This is a genomic window from Sulfurisphaera ohwakuensis (assembly GCF_009729055.1).
In the GTDB taxonomy this organism is placed as follows: Archaea; Thermoproteota; Thermoprotei_A; order Sulfolobales; family Sulfolobaceae; genus Sulfurisphaera; species Sulfurisphaera ohwakuensis.
In genome coordinates this window covers 2,712,560-2,731,767 of the sequence record NZ_CP045484.1, presented here as the reverse complement: position 1 = coordinate 2,731,767, position 19,208 = coordinate 2,712,560, and the positions used below count along the sequence as shown (strand labels likewise).

Here is a 19,208-nt window from a genome sequence, read left to right as displayed (position 1 = left end):
AGAGTATTTAATATGTACGATTTCCCCTTAACAATCCAACACATTTTTTGGCGAGTTGAAAAATTATACCCAGAAAGTGAGATAGTCTCTAGGTCTAACAAAATTGAAAAGATGAGTTATAGGGAATTTGCCTTAAGGGTAAGAAAACTCTCTTCCTTTTTAAAGAGCTTGAAATTAGAAAAAGGGGATAAAGTTGCCTCGATTGAATGGAATACAAGAAGACATCTAGAACTTTATTTTGCCACAACAAATATGGGTTATATTCTACATACAATAAACGTAAGATTTCATCCCAACGAGATTGAATATGTAATCAATCACGCAGGTGACAAATTTGTGTTTACTTCTCCAGAATTCGAGATCAGCAAACTAAAGACGTCTCTTAGCGGAATATTTTATCTTGACGAGAACTTTGACAAGGCAGTAGAAATGCAAAAACCAATAGACAGTTTTCCCCAACTTGATGAAAAAGATGAAGCAGTTATATGTTACACTTCTGGAACAACTGGGAAACCTAAAGGGATAATGTATACTCACAGATCCATCTATATACATTCACTAACCCTATTAGCTAAAGATGCAGTTGGAATATCAAGAAACGATACACTATTAGTCGTTGTACCAATGTTCCATATAAATGGTTGGGACTTACCGTTCTCAGCACTAATGACCGGTGCTAAACTAGTATTACCCGGTCCTAGACCAACTTCTAAGGATTTAGCTGAACTAATAGAAAAGGAAAAAGTTACCATTGCAGCTGCCGCTCCAACAATTTGGATAGACTTCTTGAACTTTATAGAGAAGGAGAATTATAATATTTCGTCATTAAAGACCGTAGTAACTGGCGGTGCTGAGCCACCAAGAATTATAGCAGAGAAATTTAACAAAATGGGTATTAGATTATATCACGCATGGGGAATGACAGAAACAGAGGCAATAACAACAGTTAATCAAGATCAAGAAAAGATAAGTAGTCAAGGAATTCCTTTACCCGGAATTGAAATGAAATTAGTTAGTTTAGATAATGAGAAAGAACTTCCGTGGGATGGTGAGAGCATTGGAGAACTATGGGTTAGCGGTGCATGGGTTGCAAAAGAATATTATAAAGAAGCGGAAAAGAGTAAAGAAACATTCAGAGTTATTGACAACAGAATTTGGTTAAAGACTGGAGATATAGCTACGATTGATAAATATGGTTATATAAAAATAGTAGATAGGGCTAAGGATTTAATAAAAAGCGGAGGCGAATGGATTTCCAGTATAGATCTTGAGAACGCGATAATGAGCTATTATAAAGTCTTTGAGGCCGCTGTTGTTGCTGTTAAAGACGAAAAATGGGGAGAGAGACCCGTTGCTCTAGTTGTACCTAAAAAGGAATATCAAGGTAAAATCACAGAAAGCGAGATCAAAGAGTACCTTCTCTCACTAAACAGATTCCCCAAATGGTGGATACCGGATAAGGTATTATTCGTTAATGAATTACCAAAAACTAGTACGGGGAAGTTAGATAAGAAAGTGATCAGAGAATTAGTTAAAAACATGTAACGTTTTATTATCCTCCTTCCTTTTTAACTGTCCTATCCCTTATTATATACCAAGTACCTAAGGCTATAGCACCTAATTTTCCTTCACTATCCCTAAACTCTATTTGTACTACAACAGCAGTCCTTCCTTTTCTTACCACCTTACCTTCAACAGTAAATGGTCCCCTATACATGGGTTCGAGAAAGTTAACCTTTAACTCTTGAGTAACTTGGTCTATTCCATCATTTACAGATAAAGTAGCTAAACCTCCAGCAAAATCGATAGCAGTCATTATAATTCCACCGTTTAACACATTACCTCTCCTACAGAACTCTTCCTTATAAGGAATTTGAATCTTAGAATAACCTGGCTTTACATCTAAGATCTTAACCTCTAAAAACTTAAATACTCTATCATTGTTTTCCAAGATGTTTTGTAAATCCATGAAACTCTAATAACCTTTGTAAGAAAAAAGTCTTACTATAATTACCTTGATATTGCCACAAGTTTAGAGTAAGATCCGTTTAGATATTGGGTTTATGTTACTTAATTAATGAAAAATCAACAAGTTAACGTAATGCTTTCCCTATCCATTTTTAAAGAGAATAAATCTATAGGCATTAATACGAGATAAGGTAGAACGATACCAAATAACTATTTTAAGTCTATAAATTATTGAAGAAAATCATAATCTGTTAACTTTATAACTAAACTTTTAACTTCATAAATGAGAAAATTGAAGCATCCCACAAAAGCATTTATGATTTGGAAATTTCAGATGCGTAATTCTTATTGAATGCTTAAGTCATTTTTATTCTCCGTTTAAATATCTGACTTCTTCACTGCCCTAAGGGCGATAAAGAAGTCAATTTCGTATAATCTATGTTAAATTAATATAATCGTTATCTGTGTTTATCACAAGAAAAATAGAATAAATAGCTTATAATTCTATCAAATAGATAATGGTTATAGTGTTAATTATACAACAACAATAAATCCCTTAAACTAAATCATTTTCTATAATAACACCTACTACATCCTCTCTTGTCTTTTTCGATAAGTCGTATTAGATAAAACTTTTTATAAATACTTTTCGAGATTAATGACTGTTTGGGAATAGTCTCTCTTTGATCTTAGCAATTTGTAATTTATATTTCTATTCTATAATTTAAAAATAACTATCTAGTGATTCCAATTAACATAGATATAGTAAAAATCATAAACAGTGAAAAGTTAATTTAGTTAACTATATCCTACTAACAACTATCCAATTCTTCCTCTTAAATCTTTATTTTATATCAGATAGAAAGTAATACGTAAAGATAAACAGAATATGAAAACGATTTCTAGCCATAAAATTATGCCTTTTTGACTTAAAATCGAAACTACATTTTACTAAGCGGAAATATAAAAGTTAATTGTGTAAAATAGTTGATATTATTGCACTCACAATAAACCTTAATAAATTATATAACAAAATATAATTAATGGCTATAGTCCCTTTCAAAAGAGACCCAACATTTTACCCATCACCTAAAATGGCTATGAAAGCTCCTCCAGAAGATTTAGCTTACGTAGCATGCCTATATACTGGTACTGGGATTAACAGAGCTGATTTTATAGCAGTAGTTGACGTAAACCCCAAGTCCGAGACATACTCAAAGATAGTCCACAAAGTGGAATTACCATACATCAACGATGAATTACACCACTTTGGATGGAATGCTTGTAGTTCAGCTCTATGCCCAAACGGTAAACCTAACATTGAAAGAAGGTTCCTTATAGTCCCAGGTTTAAGATCCTCTAGAATATACATTATTGACACTAAACCTAATCCCAGAGAGCCTAAAATAATTAAGGTGATAGAACCGGAAGAAGTCAAAAAAGTCAGTGGTTATTCCAGACTCCATACAGTCCATTGTGGACCAGACGCTATCTACATAAGTGCACTTGGAAACGAGGAAGGAGAAGGACCCGGAGGGATATTAATGTTAGACCATTACAGTTTCGAACCATTAGGCAAATGGGAAATAGATAGGGGAGACCAGTATTTAGCTTACGACTTTTGGTGGAATTTGCCCAATGAAGTTTTAGTAAGCAGTGAATGGGCAGTCCCAAATACAATTGAAGACGGTCTAAAATTAGAACATCTAAAGGACAGATACGGGAATAGGGTTCACTTCTGGGATTTAAGGAAGAGGAAGAAACTACACAGCTTAACATTAGGTGAAGAGAACAGAATGGCATTAGAGTTGAGACCCCTACACGACCCTACAAAACTAATGGGTTTCATAAATATGGTAGTAAGCCTTAAGGACTTAAGCAGTTCCATTTGGTTATGGTATTATGAAGACGGTAAATGGAATGCGGAGAAAGTAATTGAAATACCAGCAGAACCATTAGAGGGTAATTTGCCAGAAATATTGAAGCCCTTCAAAGCAGTCCCTCCTCTAGTAACTGATATTGACATAAGTTTAGACGATAAGTTCCTTTACCTAAGTTTATGGGGGATTGGTGAAGTAAGACAGTACGACATAAGTAATCCCTTCAAACCAGTATTGACTGGTAAAGTGAAATTAGGAGGAATCTTTCACAGAGCAGATCATCCTGCTGGGTATAAATTAACCGGAGCACCTCAAATGCTTGAAATAAGCAGAGACGGAAGAAGAGTTTACGTCACCAACTCACTATATAGTACATGGGATAACCAGTTCTATCCAGAGGGGTTAAAGGGATGGATGGTTAAGTTAAATGCTAATCCGTCTGGAGGATTAGAAATTGATAAAGAATTCTTTGTAGATTTCGGAGAGGCTAGATCCCATCAAGTTAGGCTGAGTGGAGGAGATGCTTCATCCGATTCTTATTGCTATCCTTAGCCTCGGCATCGTTGAAGGTATAAATCCACATAAGGGATTGCTTTTTTCCTCCTATTTTTATTCATTCAAAAAGAGGTTAGAATCATACTTATTACCTCCAGTTATCACAACTTTTTACTATTTACTAGGTATAATTATATCATTATTGGTCATAATACCCCATGACCCCATATTTAAATTAATGCTACTAAATCTTGTGTCTGCAAGTATTATAATGAAAGTTATATGCAGTAGTAGCAATTTCCTATACTATAGTGGTAGTATGAAACCAGTACTGTCTAATGTAATAAAATGGTCACTAGCAAATTCAATCATAGAAATGGCACCGATAGAAATGATTGTAGCAAACTATTTAGTTAATTTAGGTTTCATTATCTTCTTTTTATCAAATTTTGTTACTAGAGAGATAGCATTTTATTTCTGCAAAAACTCAGTACCAAGAAAATTATATTTATATAATATACAATTAATGATTGAAATACCGATATTAATCCTTCTACTAATAGGGATCATATTAACCTAGGAGAATAAGGAAAAATTCCTTATTGTAAGGATGGAGAGTCTTTCTTTTTATTGAATTCTTCTTTTCTCCTCTCTTTATCTCCCTCATCCTTTAAAATTTCCTCTACCACTATTGGATTTACTCTTACAATTTTAGGTTTCAAAGGACGTAAAATAAGTTCACCGTCTTTTATATCCGCTATTAATATATCGTTTTCACTTACGCCAAGCTTTTCTCTAATCTCCTTAGGTAGAATTACAATACCCTTCTTTCTTAGTCTTAAGTGGTAGACCACATGTATAAGTTGGGATCTAGAGAATTAAGTTTAACTATCTACTAGCAGTAGTTTCATTAAACAACTAATGTTTTTATAATCCCATAGGTTTACATTGTAAATCCTTAAGAAAAAGGTGTGAGATTCGTTTCACTTAGTTTCTTAAAAAAAGATTTTTGCGAAAACAAAGAATTAATTTATTCCTTTTTAACTAAAATCATTACTATCCCCGCTAAGAATGAAAATAAAGCCATAGCGTAAACACCATCTACAAAAGATCCCGTATAAGATTTCAGAAAACCAACAATTATTGGCCCAGCAATTCCTCCTAAATTACCCACAGCGTTTATAAGGCCTATTGATGCTGCTGCTGCATCTCCTTGAAGAAACTTCTGAGGAACAGCCCAAAATGGAGAAAGAAAACTGTATATTCCTATTGCGGCTATTGCGAAAAGTATAAATGAAATAATAAAAATACTCTCAGTCGCCGCACTTAACGCTAACCCTATTCCAGCTATCACAAAAACAATTGAAGTAACAATCTTATGATTCTGATGCTTATCAGCATACCAAGCTATTATAATCAATGAAATTGATGCAATAACATAAGGAATAATTGATAAAAAGCTCGCTATACTGGCATTAACTTTAGCTATAGCGCTTATAATGCTGGGTAGCCAGATAGAGTATCCGTAAAGGCTTGTAACTCCTAAAAAGTAAACTATTGCCAGAAGTATTACATCTCTATGGGCTAACGCAGACTTCCAACTAACCTTAACCTTTTCAACTTCTTCCTCTGCCTTAGCCCTCTCTAAAGCTTCCTTTTCCTCTTTGCTTAACCATTTAGCGTCTTTAGGGAAGTCAGTTAACAGAAAATAAGCTATTAACGCTCCTATTAAGGCTAAAATACCCTCATACCAGAATAGATACCTCCACCCCGGATAATCTCCGTAAACTGCAAAAATCAATCCAGCTATTAGACCACCGATTATACCAGAAATAGGTATTGCGGCATTAAACAAACTGTTAGCCGTTGCCCTTTCCGGCTTAAGAAACCAAATACTTAGATAAAATATTACTCCAGCATAAAAAGGCCCCTCAGCAATACCTAAAAGGAATCTCAATACATAAACTTGCACCACAGCTGTCACAAAGCCCGTTAATATTGTTATTACACCCCATGCGGTAAATGCTAATGCAAATATTTTCCTAACACCGTATCGATTAATCCCTAGATTAGAAAATATTTGGGGAATAAAATATCCTACGAAGAAGAGTGATGATGCAAGTGAGGCTATTATTCCCACTTGAGAGGAAGCTACACCTAAATACTGAAACATCCCTGCATCAATCGCATATGAGATATTAACCCTATCTAGAAAATTTATCAAATATAGAAAGAATATTATTGGGATTATCCTTACGAGCCTTTTAGGTCTTGAAAGGTCTATGAGGGATTTCATAAGATTAATAGTACTATTAGATTAATAAGCTTAAATTAGTTAATTAATTCAAATGATGTTTAAACAATACTAACGGAATATAGTATATACAGTTATATAAATAATTTTGGAAATAATCTGATCAGTAGTCATTGTTAAGAGACTTTATCTGGCTAGATTATACTCATTTCAAAGGGTGTAGTACTTTAGGGAATTTTTATTATCTAATAGTTTTTAAAAATATATCGTCAATATCATAAAATTGCTATCTTAAATCGATTAAATCTTATCTTTTATCATAAAGTAAGAAATAAATATTAATTGAGTTGTTTATATGAATTATATATTTTGAGATTTTAAAGTGCAAGGTCTTCTTCTAAATAAGATTTCCGAGCAATTTGAAGGCTTATTGTCTCCCTTTAATGACCGGATATAAAAATTTGTAATTCCCTAATAAGTGTTAAACAGTTTTACTATCTCCATATTATACGTCTCCTTATCATAATTAACGGTTTCAGATTTGTGAATTTATCTCTGTATTTCCATGTTCATTAATCCGGTATTTTAAATAAAAGATCAACTCTATTGTTAAAGATTGTTTGGGAACTCTCTTTTTGATTTCTAAGGTGTAACTGGTCTCCTTACCTTAACTTTTCCTTTAATTATAAAATTTTCTAAATAAGAAAGAAAGAATTATTGCTTGAAATTACTTTTGTAAAATGTATTCAGGGATCCGCAATAAGATGATATATAGAATTTACACAAAGAGTAAGCATATTAGATAATATATCCTTAAATATAATCTTAAAGATAGCTTAATGTTAACACTATGGCTGGCTAAAACCTACTTTAAATTCAAACTAATTTGATGTATTCAGCGGTTCGAAAAATACTAATGATTAAATTTATTATTTTTATAATGCATTATATTCAAGTAACATTTATAAGTGAAAATAATAAACTATAGTTCAGAGGTTAATATAAAATGAAACCAGATGATAAACTAACTAGTAAACATGCTAAATGGATATTAGCTACGTTTTTAGCGTGGACATTTGATTTGTATGACCTATTTAGTATCCTACTCGTAACTCCTTATATAGCAGAACTATTCTTCCCATCAAAGGTAGTGTTTCTTGCAATAGCTGCTACTTACGCTACATTTTTAACATCATTTCTTATGAGACCAGTAGGAGCACTGTATTTTGGAAACAATATTTCGGACAAATTAGGAAGAAAGAGGGCAATAATCTATGGTATAATAGGCCTAGTTATTACTGCGAGCCTTCAAGGAGCATTACCAACTTATGCAGTAGTAGGAATTTTTGCTCCAATACTTATAATACTAGTAAGATTAGCGGAGGGATTCTTTGTTGGAGGCGTGACTGCTGGAAGTCATACTATAGGACCAGAATCGGTACCAGAAAGACATAGAGGCTGGGTAGGTGGAATAGGTTTCTCTGCTGCTGGTGCTGCATATTTAATCGCTTCTGCTTGGTTTTATATGACTGCTCTATTATTCCATGGCTCTTCCTATTTAATATGGGGCTGGAGAGTAATGTTTTTCGGTGGGCTTCTGCCATTGGCAGTATTAGGTTTTGTTAGCTATTTAGTTCCAGAGTCAGATGCTTGGCAAAAAACTAAAGAGAGAGGGAAAACTATAAAATCACCAGTTAGGGAGCTTTTCTCAAAATATAGAAGAACATTCGGCATTGCTTTAGTACTTACTGTTGGTTGGGCGTTGATGTATTATTTAACACAAGGTTTATTTCCAACATTTCTAAGTAAAATTAACGGTTTAACAAAGGCTGAAATAGGAATTACAATGATAATAGCTTCAATTGGTATGATAATAGGCCCTACATTAGGAGGTGAAATTTCTCAACATATAGGAAGAAAGTTAATGTCAATAATAGGAGCAGTAATAGTAATTGCTATTTCTCCTCTATATTTATATTTAGGATCTTTAACTACAAGTTCTTTTAATAATGTAATTCCAGTGACGTTTTTAATATCATTATTAAGCGATTTCGGAGGAGGTATGTTAATGACATATCTGAATGAGGCTTATCCTACTAGTATTAGAGGAACTGGTGTTGCATTTACTTGGAATACAGGTTTCGCTATAGGAGGAGCCTCTCCAACTATTATAAGCCTAGTATTAGCGTCTATTGGTGCATCAAAGTTTCCATCAGTTATGTTTTACGCTCTAGTGATTGTAGGGATAATTCTATTAATATCCTCAATTATAACTAAAGATACGAAGGGTAATATTTTAAAGGAAGTTGAATCAGTTGAAAAGGGAGCTATATGAAAGCTATATTGATTAAGGAATTTGGAAAGCCGTTAAAATTAGAAGATGTTGATGTTCCTAAACTTAAGCAAAATCAAGTTCTCATTAGAGTAAGAAGTGCAGGCGTATGTCATACTGATGTATCAGTAAGAAGTGGTACAATATATAAGAGAGTATCTGTAAATCCGCCTAAACTACCCTTTATTCCGGGACATGAAATAGCGGGAGTAATAGAAGATATTGGAGATGAGGTTATAGGATTTACAAAAGGAGATAAGGTTATAATAAATCCTTGGCAAGGAGAGGGGAATTGCTACTACTGTAAGATAGGAGAGGAGCAATATTGTGATTTTCCTATATGGTTAGGAATAAGTACTAATGGAGGATATGCTGAATACGTAGTTTCTAACTTTAACTATGTATATAAAGTAAATAAGTTATCAGTAGAGGAGGCTTCACCTTTAGCTTGTGCAGGGGTTACGGCTTATAGGGCTGCTAGACTAGCCAATTTAACTCCATCTAAATATGCTATGATTATAGGTGCTGGAGGCGGATTGGGAAGTTTCGGTGTTCAAATAGTTAAAGCTCTATACGGTTCTACTGTGATAGCAGTAGACATTAACGAAGAAGGACTAAAATTAGCGTCAATATTAGGGGCTGACTATGTTATAAATGGTAAAGATCAAAGTTTATTTCAAGAAATATTGAGGATAACTGAAGGAAGAGGAGTTGATGCTATATTAGACTTTGTAGGTTCTGAGAGTACTATAAAAAACTATTATATCACATTAGCAAAATTGGGAAGATATATTAAAGTCGGTACTTTTGGTGGAGGTCTTCCACAAGAAGCTGGGTTAAAGTTACACTCTATGGGTTGGGAATTTATTGGTACTCTAACTGGTAATAGAAGAGACTTTCTAGAAATCATAAAATTAGCTGAAAGTGGAAAGATAAGAATTGTTGTAACTAAATTATCATTAGAAGAAGCTAATGAAGCTTTAGATAATTTAGAATCTAATAAAGTGACAGGAAGACAAGTATTAATACCCTAAATATGGTAGAGTAGAATATGGAAATTAGAAAGTTTATTGAAGAGGTTAGAAGATTAAACCTTTTGAGGGAGATTAAGGGAGCAAACTGGAATTTAGAAATTGGAGCAATTACTGACCTTAATGCAAAGAAGAACAAATATACTTTACTATTTGACGAGATAGTTGATTATCCAAAAGGATTTAGGCTTCTTACTGGAACACTTTTAGATTCTAGGAGGGTTAGTTTAGCCTTAGGTTTTTCTCCCAATTTGAATAATATGGAATTGGTCTTAAAGTTGAGGGAAAGATTAAATTATGCTTATAAAGAATACAGAAACTATGAACCACTGGAAGTTTCTGATGCACCTTTTTTAGAAAACGTTGACAAGGAGGATAATGTGAATCTCTTAAAATTTCCCGCACCTAAATGGCATGAAATGGATGGTGGGAGATACATAGGTACAGCAGATGCAGTAATAACAAGTGACCCAGACTCTAATTGGGTTAATGTAGGAACTTATAGGGTAATGCTAGTTGACAAAAATAGATTGGCAATATTTATAGAGGCCAGTCACCATGGTAGATTACATATTGAAAAATATTTGAGTAAAGGTAAGAAAGCTCCAATAGCAATATCCTTTGGCCCACCTTTGTCTCTTTTAATATTTGCTGGTATGGAAGTACCTTTAGGAGTTTCTGAATACAATTTTGCAGGAGCAGTAATAGGAGAAAGATTCAGAGTGTTTAGAGGTGAAGTTACTGGTCTCCCTATTCCTGCTGACAGTGAAATAGCTGTAGAGGGATATATAACTGGTGAATTAACTGATGAGGGACCTTTTGGGGAGTTTATGGGATATTATGCTGGAGGGAGAATGAAAAGTCCAGTAATTGATGTTAAGAGGGTTTATTATAGACAAGATCCAATATTATTAGGTACTGCACCTAGTATACCTCCATATGATTATTCTTATTTTAGATGTCCCATAAGATCTGCTATGATTTGGGATTTCCTAGAAAGAGCTGGAGTACCTAATATAAAAGGAGTTTGGGCTCATGAAGTTGGTTTCTCGAGAGCATTTATTGTAATATCAATAAAGCAATCTTTTGCCGGTCATGCAACTATGGTAGGGCATTTAGTTAGCACAAGTCCTTTAGGTGCTTATGGCGGGAGATATGTAATTGTAGTTGACGATGACATTGATCCTTCAGACTTAAACCAGGTAGTATGGGCTATGTGTACTAGATCTGATCCAGCAACTTCGATAGACGTTATTAAAAACGTTACCAGTACTCCGTTAGATCCAATGGCTGAAAGGAAAGAAAACTTGAAGGAATATTCCTCATCTAGGGCAATAATCTACGCAGTAAAGCCATTTAGTAGGCTAATTAGAAATGAATTTCCAATAGAAGTTAAACCCAGTGAAGAACTAAGTAAAAAAGTAATGGAGAAGTGGAGTGAAATTTTCTCTAATTGAAGAAATATTCTAAAAACCTGTTTCTATTTATTATAGTCTATCTCTTAAAATAAGCTTAATGATAATTGACACTAAAATAGGATTTAATCTATACTTGTTCATCAGTTTGCTCCATACGGCTCTTTCTCAAGAATTGCCCTATTATTTTTCTTTCTGCGTTTCTTAAATAGTAAATTAATGTTGACTGACTTATGCCGAGAAGACTAGCTAATTCTCCAGACTTAATTTTCCTTGGATAATCAAAATAACCATTTTCATAAGCTATTGAAAGAATTTTTAACTCATTATCGGATAAAGTATTAGTAAGCGGAATATGGTCACTTATTTTAATCTTCTCAATTTGTGCTATATCATCTAATTCCTTAAGCATTCTATTAATTTTATGTTCATAAATTAGAATATTCCATATTTCCATTCCTTCATATTTTGCAGTATTTAAAACAATTCCATTATTTTTATTTATAATAGACAGAACAGAACTATCAAAATCCCTAGCTAAATCTATGAATATACCATTACCATCTCTATACACATTAAATATTTCTTTTATTTTACCATCAAACTTTAATTTTTCTATGGTTTTATACCCCTTTTCGGAAGTTATTGCAAATACTCTTAAAAGGTTCTTCTCCATATAAGGTATCAAATCCAATATCTTCACTAAATCATCGTTTAAATAATATCTACTCCAGCAATTCTCATGTATTATATGAAGAGTTACGAGCTTTATGGGGTAATTGTTAAAGTTTCTCATTAATTTATATAGCAACTTCACCATTTATAAATTATTTAGGAATTGTTAAGATATGAGAAATATCCTGGCAATTTAGTATTAGAACGTCCGATAAGGAAAGCAAAGAAGATTCCTATTCAGTAATTTAAAGGCAACGATACTTTAAAACCATAGGAAAAAAAGAAACGCTTTATCCATTAAAGTCTCAAAAATATGATTGTTTAAACAATCATAATATTTATCACGTAGTAATGGATAATTTTTATTATATAATAGATTTCATCTTTTGTCATTTTAAGGAGTAAAATACTTTTCATTATCTAAAAATTGAGATTTTCTAATACAATCCGCCTAGATCACCAAAAACATTAACTCTCACTAGATATGATTTTTTATCTAAAACTTTAAGAATATTGAATTCACTTTTCCATTAATCTTTCGAATATTACACGAACTATAGTGAAAACTGAAATAACACGTAAAGCTTATAAATAAGCGTAATAAAACATAGATGATATAATTATGGTAGAAATAATAAAGGACAAGAAAATAGTAGTAAAGCCAAATTTAACTGACTACGATGAAGTAAGAAGAAATTTTAATTGGGACAGAGTACGCAAGGAGCTCAATTATTATGGTGAAGTAAATGCAGGAGAATTAGCAATACATAATAAAAATGATAAACTTGCCTTATTATGGGTGAGTGAAGAAGGCAGTATAAGAAAGTTAACATTTAATGATTTAGAGAAGAAAGGTGCTACATTTAGAGATGTATTAGAAAATAATGGAGTAAAAAGAGGGGATAGAGTAGTTATAATGTCTAAAAGGACACCATCATTATACTTCTCATTTATTGCAATAGCTATGATAGGTGGTATCATAGTTCCTATCTTTTCAACATTTGGTGAAGAGGCAATAAGGTATAGAGTGGAAAACAGTGGGGCTAAAGTAGCTATTGTGCATGAAGAGCTGGCAGATAAATTTAAGAATATAAGTGGGATTAAGGTTTTAAGAACTACTGATGATGGAATAGAAGGAGAAAGTCATAGGATAGGTAATATTTCCTATGAAAAGAGATCAATTAACGATCCTTTCTTAATACTTTATACTTCTGGAACCACTGGAAAACCTAAAGGAATTTGGCATGCCCAGGATATTTTAACGTTCTATTACATTTCTGGAAAATATCATTTTGATATGCATCCACAAGATATATTTTGGCATACCGGAGATCCAGCGTGGGTAGCAGGATTTGCGGGTGTATGGACATCATGGGTTAATAGTATTCCTCTTGTTTCATATGAGGGAAGATTTAAGGCTGAAACTTGGTATTCTATTATCCAAGAATTTAAAGTTTCTGTAATTTCTACTGCACCAACAGCCTTAAGATTGTTAAAGAAAGAAGGTCTGGAGCTTAGTAAGAAATATGATCTTTCATCAGTTAGATTCATACATGCAGGCGGAGAATATGTAGATCCAGATACTGTTAAAATAGGTCTCCAAATATTTGGAGTTCCGGTTCATGATGGATATGGTCAGACTGAGACTGCGACATATGTCATAGCTAACTTCATTTCAATGCCCATAAAAGTTGGATCCATGGGTAAACCATTACCGGGAGTCGAGGCTCTGATAGTTGATGAAAACGGAAATCCTCTTCCACCTAACACCAGAGGTATATTAGCTTTCAAACCTGATTTTCCAGCTATGGCTAGAGGAATATGGGGAGATGAGGAGAGATGGAAGGGTAACTTTAAGAACGGTTATTATTTAACTGGTGATTTAGCTTATATGGATGAAGATGGATATTTCTGGTACTTGGGTAGGGCAGATGATGTAATTAAAGTTTCTGGCTACAGAGTTAGTCCAATAGAAATAGAGAGTGTAATATCAACCCATCCAGCAGTAGCTGAAGTTGGTGTTATAGGCATAGAAGACCCTGTTAGAGGGCATAAGATAAAGGCGTATGTAGTACTTAAAAAGGAATATGAACCTACAGATGAACTTAAACAACAAATCCAAAATTATGTTAAAGAGAAATTAGCTTCACACATGGTTCCCAGAGAAATAGAGTTCGTAAAAGAATTACCACATACATTAAGTGGTAAAATAATGAGGAGAGTTTTGAAATCAATAGAAAGTGGTAGTAATGTTGGTGATATAAGTACATTAGAAAATCCAGAAATCATAAAGAAATTAGAAAAACAATAAAAATATTACTAAGTTAAGGGAAAAACTTAAATAATATTATGTACAGTTAAGATTAGTGTGATATTATATGATTAAGGTTGAGGTAAATAAAGAGAATAAAATAGGTAAAATATTAATAGATAGACAAGAAAAAATGAACGCAATAACCGTTGAGATGAGGAAAGAAATAGGAGAGAAAATTATAGAATTAGACAAAGATCCGAGCGTAAGAGTAATAATTATAGAAGGCGTAGGTGGGAAAGCTTTTAGTTCAGGAGGAGATATAAGTGAGTTCCTATCATTAAACCCAGAGACTTTACTAGATTGGGGAGAAGATTTATCAACAAGTGAAAGAATAACTAAGCCAGTAATAGCTGCAATAAACGGATACACATTTGGTGCAGGCTTAGAATTAGCATTATCTTGTGATATAAGAATAGCTACACCTAAAAGTGAATTTAGCTTTCCAGAAATAAGATTAGGAATGGTACCTGCAAGTGGAGGAGTAACTAGGATAGTAAAAATGTTAGGTGTATCTAGAGCTACGTACATGTTAATGTTAGGAAAGAGAATAGACGCACAAACTGCACTTCAGTGGGGGATAATTCATGAGATTGTCGATGAAGATAAACTAGAAGGAAGAGCATTAGAAATAGCTAAAGATTTAGCTAGCCTATCTCCCTTAGCCCTCAAGGCGTTAAAGAAAATAATAAGAGAGGTTGCAGATTCACCATTTTACGCAGGATTTGATATTGAAAGGAAAACCTTCGGCTTACTTAGATATAGTGAAGACTTCAGAGAAGGCGTAGAGTCCTTCTTAAATAAGAGGAAGCCTAATTTTAACGGTAGGTAAGTATGATATTTAAAGAGGGGTTTCGATTTGTAAAGGGAGAAGGTTCGTATATTGATGACGTATTAACTAAAGAAATAAAAGGTTATTTTTCTGTTTCTATAGTTAGATCTCCTTATGCTCATGCCAAAATAATAAGAATCAACAAAGAAGAAGCAGAAAAATTAGACGGAGTAATAAAAGTAATAACATATAATGATTTAAAAAACCTTCTAGATCCTTTTCCATTATCACTAGACATAAATTTGGAATATTATCCTATAGCTAGAGATAAAACAGTTTATTATGGTGAACCTGTGGCTGTAATAGTTGCAAAAGATGATTACATAGCAGAAGATGCAAAAGAATTACTACAAGTAGATTATGAGCCATTAGACGCAATTATAAGTATATCTGACGCGATTTCTAAGCCGCCAATTCATCCTAATCTAAAATCAAATATAGTGCTAGATAAAACATTTATTTACGGAAAATATATGGACGAAATTAAGAAAGCAAATGTAGTAATTGAGGAAAAGATAAAATTTCCAAGATACACCTCATCTCCCTTAGAAACATACGAAGTCTACGCGAAGTATAACGGAGAAGAGTACGAAATTTTTTCTAACTTTCAGGGGCCATTTACCATTCACTATCTCTTAAGTAAAGCATTAAAATCTAAAGTAGTTATAAGAGGACCAAGAGACATAGGAGGATCATTTGGCATTAAGAGCGCAATTTATCCATACATGGCTTTAGTTGCAGCATCTTCAAGACTAGTAAATAGACCATTAAAATGGATAGAAACTAGAAACGAACACTTAACTTCAAGTTCCGTTGGAGCTGAAAGAGAGTCGATTATAAGAATATATGGAGATAAGGAGGGAAAAATCCACGCTATAGACATGGAACTCACAGATAACTTAGGAGCATATCCTAGACCTCCAGAGCCCGGAAATTTGCTTAGAAACCACGGAAATTTAACTGGTCCTTATGATATACAAGCATTAAAATTAACGTATAGAGCAGTCCTAACTAATACAGTTCCTACTGGATTGAATAGGGGTTATGGAGGACCACATTTGTATTTAGCATTAGAGAGTGCAATAGATGAATTTGCAAGAGAAATAGGTATGGATCCCATAGAGGTTAGAATGAGAAACGTGATAAAAACCATACAATACGAGACAGTTACAGGAGGCAGATATTACGGATTTAGTTGTTATAATGTCCTAAAAAGGATGAAAGAGTTGTACGATAAGCTCAAGGTAGAGGTTAATGAGGAAAGGAAAAGAGGAAAGAGAGTTGCAATAGGTACCTCACTAGTAGTAGAGCCATCAGGTACTAATATAGGATACTTAGACTTAGCTAGAGAAAGCAAAGATTATTTACCTAAATCTTCAGCTCAAGATATGGTAATTGTGCAAATAGATCCTTACTCGAAAGTTAAAGTAACAGTAAATGGGACAAATGAGGGACAAGGTCATGAAACCGTAATCTCCGAAATAGTATCTAAAAGATTAGGAGTAAGCCCAGAGGATATAGAGGTTATATATAACGTTGATACAACTAGACCGTGGGTTATATCCTCTGGCAGTTATTCTAGTAGATTTACTCCAATAGTTTTACCCGCATTAAATAATGCATTAGACCAGTTAGAGAATAAACTAAAGGATATGGCTTCAGAAATATTAGGAGTTCAAAAATCTGAACTAAAAATTCAAAATGGAAGAATAAGTACAGTATCTGGAGATAAATCTATATCATTAAGACATCTAGTTGGTACGTTCTATTGGGATCCAGTTAAATTGAAAGGAATAGAAGGAAGTCTCACAGCAGTAGGTTATTTCCAATCCCCCTATGCTGATAACATAAAAGAAGGAAAGATAAATTCCTCAATATCATACGGTTGCATGGGTCATATAGTAGAAATCGAGATAGATGAAACTAACATACCCAAAATACTAAAATACTACGTAATACATGATGCTGGTAAAATAATTAATGAAAATTTTGCGAAAGGTCAGATAATTGGTTCAACCTTTCATGGTATTGAAGTAGCCTTGTATGCATCAATAGAATATAACGATGAAGGAATACCATTAACTCAAACCTTTTCAGACTATGGAGTTATGACTGCAATTGAAAGTCCCAATATAGAAGTGGAGCATATAGAAAGCAATAGTGATTACTTTTCTGGGTTAGGAGAAGGAGGAACTATGGCGGCCCCTCCAGCAATCCTTAATGCCGTAAAATCAATAATTAATGTGAAAGAAATACCAATATTTACAGTACTTACTAACAAATGTAGTAAAACTTAACGGAAGTTGTTCTACCTAAAGCCTTTTTCACACATACTCTACCAGATTTTATAACTTCATAGTAGTGTGAGAACACTTAAGGTAAAGGATGATTATTAAATAACTGAGCGAATTGCTTAACCGAGCAATGATACATTAAACCTTATTTTATCTCAAGTGATCAGATCTTATTCCACACCTCATTATAGAGAATATATATTAACCAAAAAGTTTTATGAGAATTGACGATTTTCAGATAAATAGTACCAGAGAAGAATATATAGAAGATAAGAAGTTAAGATAAATTTATAGCTGAAGAATGATAATAAAATAGAAGAACAGTGTAGAGTTTTAGTGGCTTTATCTCATTTATTTTCTCCCTTAAAAGGATACTCTATAGTCTTTTTCATATTAAAAGACAAGAAGGTATCAAAAGTGAACTAATGACTGAAGTAACAAGATATATTTCGTGTCGTCGAATTTTTTTTCCCCTTAGCACTTACTATATTTTATACGTTACTCTATCCATATCATTAAAATACATTCTTATCTTTCCTTTTTTAACAAAGATTTTTAAATAAACATGATCAATATAATATGGGGAAATATTTGATAAAAGTAGAAACACCAGATGGTAAAATTCATGAGATCCCCGTAATAGATTATCATATACATGTATGGAAAGCCCATGAGGATAATTGGTTAAGACCAGAATTGGCTAAAGGATGGATAGATTGCTTTTACGACTACCACAAATCGTTAAGTCCCCAAGAATATATAATGGATTATAATACCTTCAAATATTACGGACCAAAGAAAATGATTGAAGACGTATTTCTTAACGGTTACGTTGATATAGGAATTACCCAACCACAATATCTATTATACTTCTATCGTACACCTTTCGGAAACACTGAAGAATTCGGCAAACTAGTTTATGAAAATCCCTACAGATTTATAATAGGTACCAGATGGGATCCCAGAGATGGTGAACAAGGTAAAAAACAATTAGAGGAAGATGTTAGAAAATATAGGGTTAAACCTTGGCAAATGCGTCATGTGAAACTATACACTGCAGAATGGAAAGATATTGGTGGCAATTTATCAAGAGGATGGAGATTAGATTCAAGAGAAGCTTTTGAGTTCATAGAATTTAGTAAATCACTTGGAATAAACATCTTAGTACCCCATAAGGGACCAACTGTATGGCCCCTAGATAAGGATGCGTTTGATGTAAAAGATGTAGATGCTGCAGCTTCATCATTCCCGGAAATGAAATTTGTAGTAACACATATAGGATTACCAAGATTTGATGATTTCTGTTGGATAGGAGTTCAAGATAAAAACGTTTATGCTGGATTAGCAGTAGCTACAGCGTTTATACATAAGAGACCAAGATACTTTGCACAAATAATGGCTGAACTATTATTCTGGTTAGGACCAGATAGAATATTATACGGATCAGACTATGCAATATGGAATCCAAAATGGATAATAGAGGATTTCATTAAATTCGAATTACCACCGGATATAGAAAAGGAATACGGAGTTCAACTAACTTTAGATATAAAGAAGAAAATATTGTATGAAAACGCAGCAAAACTGTGGGGAATAGATGTTAATGAAATTATGAAAACATTAAATGACGATATTAAAAGTAGAGCTAAGGTTCTTGAAACTAAGTTAAGTAAAGAGGTTGCATATTAAATGATGATGAGTCACTATAAAAAGGAGGTGTA

14 protein-coding genes are annotated in these 19,208 nt (G+C 33.3%); 10 read left to right on the top strand and 4 right to left on the bottom strand.

Annotated elements, in window-relative coordinates:
* Window positions 1-12 precede the first annotated feature (12 nt).
* Entirely contained in the window at window positions 13-1,545 is a 1,533-nt protein-coding gene (locus D1869_RS14705) for a long-chain fatty acid--CoA ligase (RefSeq protein WP_156015793.1), read from the top strand.
* 7 nt (window positions 1,546-1,552) lie between these two features.
* Here D1869_RS14705 and D1869_RS14700 read toward each other — a convergent pair whose 3' ends face one another.
* Window positions 1,553-1,969 (bottom strand): PaaI family thioesterase, encoded by a 417-nt coding sequence (locus D1869_RS14700; protein ID WP_156015792.1) that lies wholly within the window; start codon window positions 1,967-1,969, stop codon window positions 1,553-1,555.
* 1,042 nt (window positions 1,970-3,011) lie between these two features.
* Between D1869_RS14700 and D1869_RS14695 the strand changes: the two genes are divergently transcribed.
* Window positions 3,012-4,400 carry a selenium-binding family protein gene (locus D1869_RS14695; RefSeq protein WP_156015791.1) on the top strand — a complete coding sequence of 463 codons (1,389 nt, stop codon included), beginning with the start codon at window positions 3,012-3,014 and terminating at the stop codon, window positions 4,398-4,400.
* Window positions 4,369-4,923, top strand: coding sequence for a hypothetical protein (locus tag D1869_RS14690; protein ID WP_156015790.1), 555 nt, complete (start codon window positions 4,369-4,371; stop codon window positions 4,921-4,923). The genes D1869_RS14695 and D1869_RS14690 overlap by 32 nt, the downstream gene beginning before the upstream one ends.
* A 19-nt stretch (window positions 4,924-4,942) precedes the next feature.
* Here D1869_RS14690 and D1869_RS14685 read toward each other — a convergent pair whose 3' ends face one another.
* A complete protein-coding gene (locus D1869_RS14685) occupies window positions 4,943-5,197 on the bottom strand; it encodes an AbrB/MazE/SpoVT family DNA-binding domain-containing protein (RefSeq protein WP_156015789.1) in 255 nt (84 codons plus the stop codon).
* Between the two features lie 176 nt (window positions 5,198-5,373).
* Entirely contained in the window at window positions 5,374-6,639 is a 1,266-nt protein-coding gene (locus tag D1869_RS14680; protein WP_156015788.1) for an MFS transporter, read from the bottom strand.
* Window positions 6,640-7,603: 964 nt separating this feature from the next.
* On the opposite strand from D1869_RS14680, the gene D1869_RS14675 reads away from it, so the two are divergent.
* From D1869_RS14675 to D1869_RS14665, 3 genes are read left to right on the top strand one after another with little or no spacing between them, the layout of a single operon-like run.
* Window positions 7,604-8,932, top strand: coding sequence for an MFS transporter (locus tag D1869_RS14675; protein WP_156015787.1), 1,329 nt, complete (start codon window positions 7,604-7,606; stop codon window positions 8,930-8,932).
* The gene (locus D1869_RS14670) at window positions 8,929-9,963 is read left to right on the top strand and encodes an NAD(P)-dependent alcohol dehydrogenase (protein ID WP_156015786.1); all 1,035 of its coding nucleotides are present in this window, start codon (window positions 8,929-8,931) and stop codon (window positions 9,961-9,963) included. Before D1869_RS14675 ends, D1869_RS14670 begins: the two co-directional genes overlap by 4 nt.
* 17 nt (window positions 9,964-9,980) lie before the next feature.
* The gene (locus D1869_RS14665) at window positions 9,981-11,417 is read left to right on the top strand and encodes a UbiD family decarboxylase (RefSeq protein ID WP_156015785.1); all 1,437 of its coding nucleotides are present in this window, start codon (window positions 9,981-9,983) and stop codon (window positions 11,415-11,417) included.
* A gap of 88 nt (window positions 11,418-11,505) precedes the next feature.
* On the opposite strand, the gene D1869_RS14660 is transcribed toward D1869_RS14665, so the two are convergent.
* Window positions 11,506-12,171, bottom strand: a complete 666-nt coding sequence (locus D1869_RS14660; RefSeq protein WP_156015784.1) for a helix-turn-helix domain-containing protein — start codon at window positions 12,169-12,171, stop codon at window positions 11,506-11,508.
* Window positions 12,172-12,672: 501 nt separating this feature from the next.
* On the opposite strand from D1869_RS14660, the gene D1869_RS14655 reads away from it, so the two are divergent.
* The 4 genes from D1869_RS14655 (at window position 12,673) to D1869_RS14640 (ending at window position 19,176) form a co-directional block, all read left to right on the top strand.
* Window positions 12,673-14,361 (top strand): AMP-binding protein, encoded by a 1,689-nt coding sequence (locus D1869_RS14655; RefSeq protein ID WP_156015783.1) that lies wholly within the window; start codon window positions 12,673-12,675, stop codon window positions 14,359-14,361.
* Window positions 14,362-14,428: 67 nt separating this feature from the next.
* Complete coding sequence (locus D1869_RS14650) at window positions 14,429-15,193, top strand: enoyl-CoA hydratase/isomerase family protein (RefSeq protein WP_156015782.1); 765 nt, start codon at window positions 14,429-14,431, stop codon at window positions 15,191-15,193.
* Between the two features lie 5 nt (window positions 15,194-15,198).
* Window positions 15,199-17,490, top strand: a complete 2,292-nt coding sequence (locus tag D1869_RS14645; RefSeq protein WP_156016000.1) for a xanthine dehydrogenase family protein molybdopterin-binding subunit — start codon at window positions 15,199-15,201, stop codon at window positions 17,488-17,490.
* 588 nt (window positions 17,491-18,078) lie between these two features.
* Window positions 18,079-19,176, top strand: a complete 1,098-nt coding sequence (locus D1869_RS14640) for an amidohydrolase family protein (RefSeq protein WP_231113655.1) — start codon at window positions 18,079-18,081, stop codon at window positions 19,174-19,176.
* Window positions 19,177-19,208 lie beyond the last annotated feature (32 nt).

Excerpts from the sequence above, each read along its gene's own strand:
- D1869_RS14705 (WP_156015793.1), top strand. The coding sequence starts at position 13 with ATGTACGATTTCCCCTTAACAATCCAACACATTTTTTGGCGAGTTGAA.
- D1869_RS14700 (WP_156015792.1), bottom strand. The coding sequence starts at position 1,969 with ATGGATTTACAAAACATCTTGGAAAACAATGATAGAGTATTTAAGTTT.
- D1869_RS14695 (WP_156015791.1), top strand. The coding sequence starts at position 3,012 with ATGGCTATAGTCCCTTTCAAAAGAGACCCAACATTTTACCCATCACCT.
- D1869_RS14690 (WP_156015790.1), top strand. The coding sequence starts at position 4,369 with ATGCTTCATCCGATTCTTATTGCTATCCTTAGCCTCGGCATCGTTGAA.
- D1869_RS14680 (WP_156015788.1), bottom strand. The coding sequence starts at position 6,639 with ATGAAATCCCTCATAGACCTTTCAAGACCTAAAAGGCTCGTAAGGATA.
- D1869_RS14675 (WP_156015787.1), top strand. The coding sequence starts at position 7,604 with ATGAAACCAGATGATAAACTAACTAGTAAACATGCTAAATGGATATTA.
- D1869_RS14670 (WP_156015786.1), top strand. The coding sequence starts at position 8,929 with ATGAAAGCTATATTGATTAAGGAATTTGGAAAGCCGTTAAAATTAGAA.
- D1869_RS14665 (WP_156015785.1), top strand. The coding sequence starts at position 9,981 with ATGGAAATTAGAAAGTTTATTGAAGAGGTTAGAAGATTAAACCTTTTG.
- D1869_RS14660 (WP_156015784.1), bottom strand. The coding sequence starts at position 12,171 with ATGAGAAACTTTAACAATTACCCCATAAAGCTCGTAACTCTTCATATA.
- D1869_RS14655 (WP_156015783.1), top strand. The coding sequence starts at position 12,673 with ATGGTAGAAATAATAAAGGACAAGAAAATAGTAGTAAAGCCAAATTTA.
- D1869_RS14650 (WP_156015782.1), top strand. The coding sequence starts at position 14,429 with ATGATTAAGGTTGAGGTAAATAAAGAGAATAAAATAGGTAAAATATTA.